The 14,665-nt window shown below is 52.3% G+C and carries 1 protein-coding gene; it reads left to right on the top strand.

Annotated elements, in window-relative coordinates:
• The first annotated feature begins 48 nt into the window (after positions 1-48).
• Entirely contained in the window at positions 49-14,631 is a 14,583-nt protein-coding gene (locus tag J2Z66_RS28230) for an Ig-like domain-containing protein (protein WP_209976089.1), read from the top strand.
• Positions 14,632-14,665: the final 34 nt, after the last annotated feature.

Raw genomic sequence — 14,665 nt, 5'->3', positions numbered from 1 at the left:
GATAGAAGAATAGGATAAAAGAATAGGATAAAAGGAGTGTCACAGCGAGTGAGAAAATGGAAAGCTTATATCGCGCTGCTATTGGCCGTCCTGATGCTTGTAACAACAGCAATGCCAACCTATGCAGCAGCGGCAATCGCCGGTAAGGCGGCAGCCAAGACTGAGGGTAAGCACAGTGAACTTTACAATGCATTGGCAAAGGAATACGGCGCCGAGGAAGCAGACGGAATGTTCCGCTTAATGAAGGAGCTTGGGGCAATTGATCAGGAGGGAGAGCTGCAGAGCTATCCGCTCATGTTGAATGATCGCGCCTATACGCTAGAGGAAATCAAGTCTCTATTAGCAGATCCGAAGACGGATCTTTCTCAGGCCGTAACGGTGGATGGGGATGAAATTACACTTGGGCAGCTGCAGAAGCTGTTTGAAATCGAGCAGTCGATCAGCTATGCGACTACTGGCCTGGAGGATGGAAAGGTCAACATTACGAGCAAGCACCTGGACAGCCTCGAAAGCATGCTGAAACAAATGGAGCAGGGCAGAATCGAGACGTTTGATAAGGATGGCAATCCGCTTGCTTCTGATGCGGACGGCAATCTTGTGAGCTTCCCTAAGCAAGCTGAAGCTGCAAGCGCGACGTCAGCCAGTCAATTGGGCGCGGCACCTGGTGCAGCTGATGTTGTCGGTAAAAATGAAGACTATCAGGATATTGTACAGGTAAGCATTTCAAGCATTGGGGCTAGTTATTATATTAATAACAATCAGATTAAGATCACCTTTAAGCTCAATAAAGCACAGGCTGTACCTGTTTCATTTCATTACGAGGTCATTCCGGGATCTCTCGGGGCTGTTTTGAGCGATGGGAAAAGTAAAGGAACGGTGGTGTTCCAGCCTGGGGAAACGACCAAGGATGCCGCGGTCCCGATCAAGTATGTGTATCCTGCGGATGTAAGGACAAAAGACTGGAATTTGTTTCAATCGAGCGTTTATGAAGGGTATGCACAAGCGGATTTAATCCACTTCTACAACTTCAAAAATTTTGATCGGTTTGATCTGGCAACGTCGCTGAAGGATACTGAAGACCGCATTCGTTACGCGTACAACGGTGGTGCCTATGTATCTTTTTCTCCGATCTCTGGAATCGCAGGACACAGGCAGATCAGCAATTTATACGGCTTTGATAATTTGTATCTCAATTATTCGGAAAAATTTAGTGCTGTCAAATATGGACTGGAACTCGTCGATCGCACGCAGGCCAATGATGGCAAGTTCAAGACGGGCCAATTGCTGCCTGTCAATGTATTTTTTAATCAGCCTGTTGAGATTACGTCCCAAAAAGGAGCTTCCGCTGCCATTACGCTCAAGAACGGGCTCAAAGGGTACTCATTAACCACTACAGGAGCACCAACAAAAGCCCGATTTGCGACTGCAGCGTCGAAGTTCGGTTTTGCGGTTCCGCTCGACAAGCAGACTATTAAAGACTATTTAAAGGCTCCCAAAACCTACGAGGGCCTGCAAACCACAAATGTGGGGAAAGTAACCTCTATCTATGCTTGGCGCTATTATGCGATGCCGGACTTTTACGGTAATTGGAACGAGCCTGTTTCCGATCCCGAGTATGTCGGGGGAAACTATTTCCATCGTGCACCCTATGCGAACGAGCCGGATATCGTACTTACGCCGGCCCGCGCAGATGCATTTACCGGGCTGTCCGTAGATAAGGACACCTATTATTTGGGCGATACGATCAAGGTAAATGTAAAGCTCGAAGATACCGACGGCTTCTATGAATGGCTTGTGAATGGGACGGTTACACCCGAGGACATCAAGAAGCGTGTGTATGTCTCGATCGGTGATCGTGACCATGGCAAGATAGGACTGGACTGGAAACGGGATGCCGGCGGGGAGCCGGTCGCACCGCTTGAGCTGCAAGGCGAGCTAAAGATTGATGAGCAGACCTTTAACCTGCTTTCCACTGCCCATCAGGAGAAAGGCTTCCTGCGCGCCAAGCTGTTCTATAATAATAGCGATGTTCTCAGCTCGATCAATACAGGCTTACGGGAAGACATGGCAATGCTGAACAGCGCTTTTGCTTACTTCCGTATTTTACAGCCGGTGTATGCAACCGCAGATAACGCAAGCATTGTTTATCCAAGCGCTTGGGAGACGGGCGAGAAGAAGCTGCCGCTCATTAGTAAAACGGCGACGAAGCTCGCCTACAGCATTCCGAAAGCAACGACCTTTAAGACGGCAGATCAATTCGTCTGGTCGAGCGATAATGAATCAGTCGCTTCGATTCTCGCGGATGGTACGATTGTGCCGAAGCAGACAGGGATGGTCACGTTTAAGCTGTTGATTAAAAATGATGGCCGCCTCCAGCCTGCGACAGTGCTGACGAGTGCGCCAATTGAGGTTGTCGACGACGGCTCCTCTGCGATCGTTATTCCAGACTTTGCGAACCAACTTCTCGCCTACAAGCAGGAAAATGTGATGATGTACTGGTCGACGAATGTTATGGCACGATACAAGCAGCTGGCAGGCGGCGGTACGCCGAAGAAGGCGAATTTCAAGGTCGAGCTGTTCGAGGGGTATTATGACGAAGCCGCTTTGGAGCAGCACACGCCGGTCGCCTCCTGGTCAGGGCCACAAACGGCAGGGCTCATTGACGCCATCCATTTTGAAGTGCCAGGACAATATTTCACCAAGCTGTCCGTAGGCAACCAGCCGACATATACACTGCGTGTCTCGACAGGAAATCCGGAAAATGAGTTCCACGTCCTGTCAGCGCTCTCGCATGTCATTGTCCGTTCCCCGGCGGTCAAGCTTGAAATCGACCGCTCCGCGGGGCAGGCATTTACGGATAATGCTGGCTCGATTCCGATCTCCTGGGCGATGAGCAACTTTGACGGCCTGCCAGGCAGCGCATTTGAATTTGAAGTGACGCGCAATGGTGTCCTGTTGCCAGGAAGCACGATTGCTTATAACGACAAGACAGGCAAATTTACGAGCAGCTCTGTGAACGGAAACGGCGGCGATTATGTGCTGCAGCTTGCTCCGGTCGATGGTGCTGACAAGCGCTTAAAGGATACGTATATCATTACAATCAAAGCAAAGAACAGCGCGGACAATACATGGTCTTATGACTCCTATTATTTGTATGTGTACGATGCCGATGCACTGAAAATTACGGTGGATGGGCAAGAAGCAACACAGACGACATTAAGCAATGTGGATCGCATCTCCAAGATGACAAGTGAAGAGATTCTTGCCCTGAACCGGGACATTACGCTGGTGAAGGATACGTCCATTAATGCATCGGACTTTACGGACTTGAACCTGATCACCGATCAGATCGCGTGGAAGGTCCAGGACAACCAGGTAGCCGCCTTGAATTATGGCACCTATGCCAACCTGGCATCGACTGAGGAGTACAGCTACAGCTCCTACCTGCCCAAGTCGGTCTTCCATCTGACCGGGCTTGAGACCGGTAATACGAAGGTGTCTGCGACGCATGCCCGTACGGGCATGAATGTCGATCTGGACGTCTCGGTAGAGACGCTGCGCGACAAGCTGTATTTGTTCCAGTTCTACCCGAAGACAGAGACAACCTTGTCGTACAAAACGCTTGAAAATGGTGCCGAGATCGAGCGCGAGGTGAAGACGAACGCGAAGGGCGAGCTGGCGCTATACGAAGAGCATGGCATCATTAGCGATGTTTACGTGACGTCGTTCTACGATGGCTCTACGTATACGGGCGTAATCGACCAGATGCAGCTAAAGACGAAGGAGCAGAATCCGGCGACCCGGCAGCTGTATCCGATCAATATTTTGCAACTGCGGCGCTTGGCTGAGGTTGATGTGTATTTGATCAAGCCGGACGGCAAGCCGTATGTGGGGGAAATTACGTATCGCGGTGGTGTATACCGCAACGGGCGTTATGCCCAGCCAGCGGAGATCGGCGTCGACACGTCTTATACGGTCGGCAATGATGGGCGCCTGAAGGTTATTTTTGATACGACGAAGTTTTATGACCCTACGCTGGAGAATAATGCGTATTCCTTGTCGGCCAAGGACCAGGTGGAAATCGTGCTGGAGGTTCAATTTGCAGGCGATGCGTTCTACCCCATTATGGTGTACAGCTCAGGGAATACGAAGCCGATTGACCAGGTTGAGTTCGGTACGAAGCATCAGCGGCTGCGCAGCAATTCGGCGGGACAGCGGGAGACGTTCGTTTACGCGCAGTATGTAAAAACGGGGAATGATTATACCCGGGTTGACGTGCTCGATTATAGCGGTAAGTTTGGACCGAACAATCCGTTTCCGACGATTAGCCTCACGAGTGAGTTTATGTGGTGGGGAGAAACCTTTGTGAGTGACCAGGCGAAGGCCGAGCTGCTCAATAGCTATGGCGGTAAGCCTGAGGGGCAAAGCTATGAAACGATGAAATACCCGTTCTCGGAATACTATACGACGCGCCATGTGCAGGTGCTTAATGCGAAGACGATCTGGCTTGATAAGGCAGAGTCGGGCACATTCAGCTATCGTCTGTACAACGATCAGGGAGCGTTTCTGCGAAGCTTTAATGCACGTCCGACATTGGTCAACATGATTGGCGTGCCAGATGTCGATATTTTCGGGCTGAAGTCCGAGATTGCCCGCATACGGGGGGATATGGCAGGAACTTCGACTGCGGCGCCAACGCCTAGCAATAAGGATAAGATCATGCTGGAAACCTTGAAGTTATTGGGCAAATTCAACTTAAGTGCGGGGCCGATTACGATGCAGCTGTATCCAACGGATGACCCGATGACATACAAAACACTCATTAAAATTAATCAATCGAGCATCCCTGACACGGTAGCTAAATCTGAAGTGAAATTTTTCAATAAAAATGAACAAAGCTTTGCACCAGGCGCTGGAGACATGCTTAAGATGGCGCGCGGCACCTACGCGCAGGAGCAGAGTTCGTCCTTTTTGAAGGCATTGAAAGATGGCGGAACGAAGGATAAGGGTCCGCTCTTCTCGGTCGGCGGCTACTACATGGGTGAGCTTCGCTACGATATAAAGACTGCCACATGGAATAATGTTGTTCAAGCAGGAGGTTATACTGCCGGCGGAGGCTTTCAGTATAAACAGGTTTGGAACATGATGGCGGGCTTCGTGCCAGTGACCTTCTCGATCGAACTCGGGGCAGCGGTGGAGATTTCATTTAAGACAAGTGTGCTGTACGAGCAAAAACCAGGTTACGATTGGTCAGATGCATCGAAGAAAAGCGTCAATGATTACTTGACGAGCCTGAGAATCGTTGCGTATGCGGAAGCATTTGGCGGTATAGGATTTGACTTGTCGATCATTGCCTTTAAAGTAGGTTTATTTGGAAGATTGCAGTTTGACAATACGACAAAGTGGCTTAACCGGAATTACCTGGCGAATACAGAAGAACGCGTATTGTCTGGGGATGCGCTCACGCTTCAAGGCATTGTCGGTATTCGTGTCGTCTTTAAATTATTGTTTATCCATATTAATTATGACCTGGCTTCCTTAAAGTATAGTCGTACTTGGCTGTTCAAAAACTGGAATAAGATCGAGGACTACTGGGAGAACCATGCGAACCAGCCACTCACGGCGGACAATGCTTCGCGGGCGATCAGCATGTATCTGGAGTCCATCGGGCAGCCGGAGCAAGAGCTGCTGCAGTCGATAACGGTGGAAAACCGGGATTATCTGGATGACTACGAACGTTCCTGGAAGAGCGCGGGCAACGGAGCTGCGAAGCTGCGGTCACTGGCCAGCAGCGGGCAGCCTTCAAAAATCAACCCGCTGCAGACCAATGCGTATCCATTCTCCAATCCGCTGCTCGCAAACGATGGGTCCTTGTTTGTCTACCTGTCGGATGCAGACAGCGCGAAAGTCGAAGATACTGTCGCTGCTTGGGCGAAGTACAATGCAGCATCAGGCAGCTATGAGCAGCAAGGCCCGATTACGGCGAATCCGGCCATGCGCCGCTTCGGTGACAGCAGCCTGCAGGTGGATGGCGAGGGAAGCCTCGTGGCCGCGGTATGGACGTCGCAGGCGAAGCCGCTCGAGAAGGAAGCCGGTGAGCCGATTACCAATGAAGAATTGATGCTCATGAACAACAGCTCGGAAGTCATGGCGAGCATTTATGACGGGCACAAATGGACAACGTACCAGCTGACCGATAACCTGACGCCGGACCTGGCGCCGGTCGTTGCGGTAAGCGAAGATAAAGTGTTTGTGGCGTACCGGAACGTGTATGCCCAGAATGTCGCTAACCCGCTTGATTTTTCCGGGTTCGACTCGATTCTGTACCGTGTGTATGACAAGGCAAGCGGCACCTGGAGCGATCCGGATGTCCTGTATAACGGTACAAATGGCACCATCATGGGCATTAGCGCAGCTGCGCTGTCGGATGGCACAAGTGCAGTCGCCTATGCCGTCAATGGCGGCGGCAACCAGGATGCTGCAGACAATGAAATTGTCTATGCGGTTGTGAACACAGACAAGGACGCAGCAGCTGCAGCTACAACCTGGAAGGCGAAAGGCGTGGTGAAAAGCGTCCAGCTGACCAGCGACAACGCAGCCAATGAAAAGCCGCAGCTGGCAAGCGTGCGCTGGCACGATGGTACCGAGCGCTTTGTGCTGGCCTGGTACAAGACGCGAAGCAACGCAGACGGGACGCAGGAACATGACATTCCGCTGGCAGCCATTCGCGCTGATGGCGAAGTCGATGGCAGCTTTGTCGATAGCTTGTCGGACCTGACAACCGGCATGAATGAAAAGATTGATCCAAGCTTTGTATTTACCAAGCTGCCGCGTGCGAATAACGCAATAGAGCATTTATCGCTTCTGTGGAAAAGCTTGGAGACCGTGACAGATGAAGCGAGCGGGGAGACGTCTACCCATGATCGCCTTAAGGCTGTGAAATTCGGTGTTACTAGCGCTGGGCAGTACTACCTGAGCGCGGTGCAGGATATTGGCGCCGTACCGATGGATACGCAGCTCGATTCGATTTCCGGCTATGTGAGCGGAGCAGATGGGCGCGAAGTGAAGGGCGTGCTGCTTGGCACGACGTACACGACCGATGCGTTTGAGGCCGGCAGCGTCACAACGGTCGATGGTGAAACCTTGCCGGTCTATGTATCGAAGTCGGTCAGCGATTTGTATAGCGCAATCGGGACGTATAAAAATGCCTTTAGAGGGGACCTGTTCTGGCTGAACCCGGAGGAAATCGTCAAAGGCTTCGACTTGCCGATTACGTTCTCGCTGGTGAACCAGGGGCTGGATGCGATTCAAAGCGTCGAGATCAGCGTGGACGGTGCTTCCAAAACGTATCCTGTGCAGCTGCTGCCGAATCAAACGGAATCGTTGGTTTACGTATATGGCATTCCAGACAAGATTGGCAATATGGGCTATACGGTGAAGGCGACGTTTGCGAATGGCGACCAAATCGTTGAGCAAGGGAAGATTACCCTCGACATTGCCGATGTGGGCATATCGGACCCGACGATGCAGGCAGAGGACGGCAAGCGCAAGCTGCAAGTACCGCTGTATAACAAAAACGATGCGACGCTTGCCGGGGGCAAAGGCCGGGTCATAAAGCTTGGCTTGTATGAAAATACGATCTTTACAGATGAATATGCGATCGGTACGCCGATTACGATTAGCGACGAGTTGTCGCTCGATCAGATGGATAACGGCGGCTTTGCTGCAGCGCTGGACTTCGATGTGAAGGCGTATCTGGCAGCCAAGGGCAAGCAGGAGATTCTGGATGATGGGCTATATGTGTACCTGCATGCGTGGATCGAGGATGGCAAAGGCAATGTGCTGCAAGAATTCGATGATACGAATAATGTGAAGCCGGTGTACGTGGAACGCCTGGCGGTGAAGTACAACAAGCCGCTTGTGCACATCGAGACCGAGCAGGACAATAGCGGCGCTGCCACGTCCGTAAAGTTCATGATGCAAAATATGAACATGGCGCCAATTGCGAAGGGTAATGTGGCCATGTATTTGTTAGATGAAGCAGGCCATGTGCTTGAGACGAACTATTTAAAGGCAGGCGGCAGCTTGCTGCAGCTAGGTGCAGAGGAGAAGGTTGAACATACCTTTACTTTCACGAAGAAGGGCTATGATATCCGGGCCGAGTTTTATGAGGAAAGTGCCGACGACAGCAACCGGGAATTAAGCCTGCTTGCGATGCCGGGAGTGCCGCTTGACTTTAAGGGAAGCACGCTGGCTTATGAAGCAAATGCTGAAAACCTGGGTGGCACGCAGCTTGTAGCGGTAGCGGCTAACCCGCGGGCAACGGTGGCAATCCTTGACCAAAGCGGCGCAACCATCGCGACAGGCACCGGTAATGCGATTGCCGATGTGTCCTTGTTAGGCTCAGCAAGTGGCGAGGTCAATCAATGGCAGGTTCGCGTCACTGCGTACCGGCCAACTAGCCCGCTCTATGCAAGCAACACCTATACGTTCAAGGTGACGAATACCGCAGAGGCGGGCACCAAACTATCGGCTGCGGTAGAAAGCTCCAAGCCAATCGCGCCGTTCGTGTATTGGGATGATGCTGCCGTTTATCTAAGTGCCTATACGATCGAGGATTACCCGATTAAGAAGGCACAGTACAACATCAATGGCCAGGGCTGGCAAGATGCCGCAGCTGCATACGACGGTTCGCAGCGAACCGAAGTGGCCAAGGTGACAGCACCAGGCAAGTATGAGATGCGAGTGCGCATCATGCTGGAGAACGGCTTAACGCAGGAAGTGGAGAAGCAAGCTTTCACGATTGAAGACCCTGCGATGGACCCTGTGAAATCGACCACCGAAGCTGCGGCTCCTGAAGGGCTGGCGGACGGGACGACGAAGCTGACCGTGCAAGCGGTCCTGCGCAATGCAAATGGGTACCCGCTAGCAGGCCGGGAAGTAGAGCTGGCGCAAGCGTCCGGGGCAGCTGCAATAATCGAGCCGGCACAAGTGACTACGGATGCCGACGGCAAGGCGCTTTTCCAGGTGGCATCAACGACTCCGGGGGCGGTGTCCTTTACAGCGATGGAAGCGGGCGGAGCAAGCTTCGCCCAGCCAGTGAACGTGACGTTCAAGCTGGGCGGCATTAGCGTGGCACGTTCAACCGTTGAGGTGGAGTCTGGCAAATATGCGAATGGCATTGATGAGGCAGCAGTTACAATAACGGCAAGGGATGCGGGCGGCAATCCGCTGCCGGGCGTGGATATCTTTATATTTCAGCCAACGTCTGCCGGTACTGTAACCATTAGTAACTATACCGGCCAAACAGATCAAGACGGACAGTTCTATACGACAATTACCAGCGATTCGGCGGGTGTCCAATCCTTTGAAATCTGGTTGAACAACAATCCGTCACAGAGCAAGCCTTTTCAGGTTCAGTTTATTGCAGGGCCGGTCGACGGCAGCAAAATGGGAATCGAAATTTTGGGCTTCCAGGGCAGTCAAGTGACTGCCAATGACAGCGATTCACGAACGCTTCAGGTAACGGTGAAGGATGGTAAAGGAAGAGGCATTGCCAATAAGTCCGTCCGCCTAGCTGCAGATCTGCCGGGCGTGCGTTTTGAATCGGATACGGTTACGACCAATGCGAGCGGTGAGGCACGTGTTCGAGTATGGGGCAGCCAGCTTGGCAAGGCAACGATTACTGCAACAGAAGCGGAGACAAATACGTCACAGATGATTGTGCTTACCTTTGTACCGGGCGGCTTCTCTTCGTCACATTCTGCAGCGAGCATTTCGACGAGCACCATTCACGTCGGCACTTCAGAGACGGCGACGATTACAGCTTACATTCGTGATGCCTCCGGCCATCCGATTGCGAATCAAGCGGTTCAATTAAGAGCGCAGCGCATAACTGGAAGTGGAGCTGTTCAAGGGCAAGGGCTATCAACGGACGACAATGGCAAGGTGGAATTTACGATTCAAGCCCTGCCATACGGCGCGGTTAATTATAGTCTGTATGTTGGGACTAATCCATCCCTGTTTAGACAGTTTACTATCATGTTTGATTACGGTGCTCCGGACAGCTCGAAGGTAGAGGTGTATATCGATTCAAGAACAATTGAAGCAAAGAGCAACACGCCTGCAACAATAACGATATTTGCGAAGGATGCACTGGGGTATAGCTTACCGGGCGCCAATGTAAGTATTACTATGAATAGCCCGCATGTAAGGCTAAGTATGAGCAGCGGGCAAACAGATCCATCCGGGCGGCTTATCATTGGCGCTTATGGCGAATCTGTCGGCACCGCTGTACTCACCATAAAAGTAGGCGAAGTGGAGCTGAACGAGACCATTACGGTGGTGCCGCAGCAAATTCAAACCGGAAATGCCGTCATCAGCAGTTTACTGGATAAGTCCGAGGTACTAGGCAATGGCATCGATGAGGCGAAGCTTACGGTTACTGCAAAGGATAAAAAAGAAAATCCTTATGCGGGGGCAGAAGTGATTGTATCCCTCTATAGCCAGACTGGAGGCTCACTGACGTTTACGGGTACAACGGATGCAGCCGGGCAAGCGATCATTCCGCTGCGCTATTTAGGCTCGGATACATTCAGTATCTATACAACCGTAAAGTACGATGGCCAGCAAGCTTCTGCGCCAGCAATCAACAACTTTAAATTTATTCCGGGCGAGCTTCAACTGCTTGATGCTGAACTCAAGGTGAATAAAACAAGCTTCAAGGTCGGCGAGAAGCCGCAATTGACGATGGTGCTCAAGACCGAGAACGGATTGCCGTATGAGCCGGCCGGAGGGGAATATTTTGAAGTTGTCGGTACGGTTGGAGATACGGAAATATGGCCGCAAACATTTATGTTGCGTTATCGCGGGCAGGATTCCTATGAGCCGTATGAGCTGAATATTTCCCGCGTGGGCGAGGCGAAATTAGAGGTTTATCTGGCGAGTTATACTACTGGCCAAAGAATTGCCAAGCTCGGGGATTTGCCGATTATGACGTTTATGACGGGTGATTTTGAGGGCAATGTAAACTGGTCATTTGAACGTTACGAATCCCCGGCCAGCGTACATCAGGAAAACTGGACGAATGTACAGTTAACGGCAATGGATGCGGGGGGCAATCCGGTAGAGGGACGCGAGCTGACGCTGCATGCCTATACGCAGGATGACGCAGGGCAACTCGTTTCTGATCCGAAAACAACAATTGAATTGTTGCGCGGCGCGCTGACCGATGCTGATGGCCATATCACGTTCAAGGTAAAGCGGAGTGAGGCCGGAATTGTAACGTTTGAGACGTATGATGAGGCATTGGGGCGAACGGTAGGGCAGTATCAGCCTCAACACGCCTTTGTACAAAAAGTATTTGATCCCGTGCAATCGCGGATTGAAGTCGACCATTATGAACGGCTTGCAGACGGGAAGGAAGCTTCGCTTATTACCGTTCATATGGTTAACATCGATGGCGAGCCGATGGCTGGTGAGCGGGTATATCCATTTGGCTATGGCATGGATCAGGTTCAAGTGGAAGAGTTAGATGCGCAGGCAGGCTCAGATACTGATGGCGTGTATCGCTTCAGGGTGACGAGTGAGAATCCGGCGACAGTACTGCTGTTAATCGGCGATCCTTATCGACAGATCAGCACGCTAGAGCCAATTATGCTGCGATTTATTACGCCAGAGCAAAAGCTTGACCTGCAGCATTCCAAGCTTGAAGCTGTGGATGCATCCGTCCTTGCGAATGGTCGCGAACATGGTGTTGTTATGGTTAATCTGGTCGACCAGGCGGGCAACCCGCTTGCCTATCGGGATGTGGAACTGAGGGCATTAAATGGCGGGGCAACGATCGACAGCGTAATTGTACAGACGAACGAGAATGGCAGCGCATGGTTCTTTGCATCCAATGCAGCGGTTGAAGCGGTCACGTTCCAGGCCATCGATGTGTTCAGCGGCGCTGCGCTGGATGAACAAGCGACCATTCAGTTCGTAGCCGGCAATTTGGACATTAACCTGTCCAGTCTGACGAGCACGCATACAGAGGTGCTGGCAGACGGCCAGTCCGCGGCAACCTTGCAGGCGACTTTGCTTGATGAAAACGGGCATCCGCTTCCTGCGCGCCAGGTTCGCCTTGAAGCGGCCGGCAGCCAGAAGGCGATCGATCCGCAGCTGGCGTTCACCGATAACGATGGCGTAGCGAGCTTTACGGTGTCGCTTGCTGAGGTGGCGGCGGTTACGTACAAGGCTATAGACGTTGCGACAGACCTTACGCTAACGGATCAAGTGATGATTCATTTTGTCACAGGGGCACCGGACGCTAGTCGTTCCGAGGTGAAGGCTCAGCCGAATGTTATTATCGCAGACGGCGCAAGCACATCGACGATCAAGGTGGTTATCAAGGATGCATATGGCCATCTGTTGCCGGGCACAACCGTCAGGCTGGAAGCGGATGGGGGCGATGCGACGCTTACAGCAGTCAATGCGGTTACAGATGCGGCGGGTACAGCAGTATTTACCGTGGCAAGCAGCGAGGTTGGGCAAGTGACGTACACCGCTTATGCTGCGCTGCCGAATGCTCAAGAAGTAGCGCTCGCCCAAAAGGTTCGCGTATCCTTTATCAATGGAGATGTTGACCTTGGATCTAGTATTAGCGCAACTCCTGCGGCTGTTGTGGCGGATGGGGCAACTGCAGCTACAGTAACGGTTACGCTGCAGGATATTAACGGCCTTGCCGTGCCGAACCGTGCTCTGCAGCTGCATGTGGCCGATGATGCTAGCCGAAGCTGGCAGGCTGCAACGGATGCGGATGGCGTAGCAACATTCCAGGTTACGAGCACAGCGGTCGAAGAAATTACCGTTTATGTAACAGATGTAGACACAGGACTTGAGCTGCTGCAGCGGGCGAATCTTATGTTTGTCGCTGGGGAAGTGGATTTTAACGCTTCTATAATTACCGCAGCTCCTGCCGCGGTTCCTGGGAACGGGACGGCTACCGCAAATATTACAGTTACGTTGAAGGATGGACATCAGCACTTGCTTAGCGGTCAGGAAGTAACGCTTAAGGATGGCGATACAGGGATTGGGAAGCAAGTCACCGATGCCCGCGGCGAAGCAACCTTCGCAGTAGCTAACGGAGTTGTCGAGTCCAAGCAATATGAGGTTTATGTTATGATCGGCGGATCGGAGCAACTGCTGGGCGCCGCAACCGTTGTGTTTACAAATGGCAAGCTGGATGCTGCGGCATCAACACTCGTGGTTGATACACAAGCACCAATCCTAGCCGATGGCAAGACGAATGCCACGATTACCGTCACGCTCATCGATGAGTATGGCAATCGCATGGCCAATCGTGAAGTCGAGCTCGTAGAAAAAATGGGCCGCAATTGGCGCGCAACGACGGATGCGAATGGCGATGCGAAGTTCCTGGTGAACAGCACCACAATCGGAAGCTGGACCTACCAGGCGTATGATGTAACGGAAGAGAAGCCGCTGAAAGAAACGGTTCCCCTGCAGTTCGCAGCAGGCGCAGCCAGCAGCAAGGCTTCGACCGTTGCCGTAACACCGAAGGAAATCCAAGCAGATGGTACAAGTGAAGCGAAGATTACCGTGACGGTAAAGGACGATTTTGGCCATGCGCTGCCGGAATACCGGGTAACGCTCAAAGCAGTAAATGGCAGTGCAGAAATAACAGACGATGAACTGACCACAGATGCGAGCGGCCAAGTTGAATTTACCGTTACCAATAAAAAAGTGGAACAGGTAGAGTTTAAAGTTGAGGTCACTGGCATTGGGTTCAGCACGCCGGTTGTGCTGGAGCAGAAGGCGAGCGTGAAATTCATCAGCACTTCTACGCCGGGTACGCCAACAGGTCCAACGGGCCCAACAGGTCCCACGGGTCCGACAGATCCAAAACCAACCGATCCGAAGCCTGTTGATCCGGTCGATCCAACAGAGCCGGCGGAAGAGCAAGGGCTGTTCAAGTCCGATATTTTCGATCTGAAGAAAGTGCTCGCCCGTTTCCGGATGCTGCTTGCAAGCACCGCGGGTGAGGATGGTGCAGCAAGGTTCACGGACCTGGCAAAGCATTGGGCGAAGCAGCCGATCGGGCTGTTCGCAAGATTGGAAGGGATTCGCGGCTATAAGGATGGCACAGCGCGAGGCAATCAGACGATCACACGGGCTGAATTCGCAGCGCTGCTTGTGCAACTGCTTGGAATTGAGGACACCGGCAAGAAGACGTGGTCGCTCTCGGATATTGAAGCACACTGGGCTGCTCAGGCGATTGGCACTCTCGCCGGGCATGGGGTAATTAACGGTTACGCGGACGGCACGTTCCGCCCGAACCAGACGATTACCCGCCAGGAGACGGTGACGATACTGCTTGGCCTGGTGCATACCGAGACGCTGCCGCAGCAACACAAGCGGTCCTTTACGGACAGTAAGCAGGTGAGTGGCTATGCAGTGAAGCTTGTCGAGTTGGCGGCTAATGCGGGCATAATTACAGGCTATCAGGATGGCACGTTCCGCCCGCGGGGAGAGGTTACCCGCGCCGAAGCAGTTGTCATGTTGCTTAACCTGCTACAACTGGAGCACGATATCCATGTGCTGCTGCAACCGGAGTTAACGCAGGTCAATTAAACCAAAAGCGCAAGTTCCATTAACCTGGAGCTTG

It is taken from the genome of Paenibacillus eucommiae (assembly GCF_017874215.1).
Lineage (GTDB): Bacteria > Bacillota > Bacilli > Paenibacillales > NBRC-103111 > Paenibacillus_AI > Paenibacillus_AI eucommiae.
The sequence above is the reverse complement of the archived record's forward strand: the minus strand, read 5'-3'. Positions and strand labels throughout refer to the sequence as shown.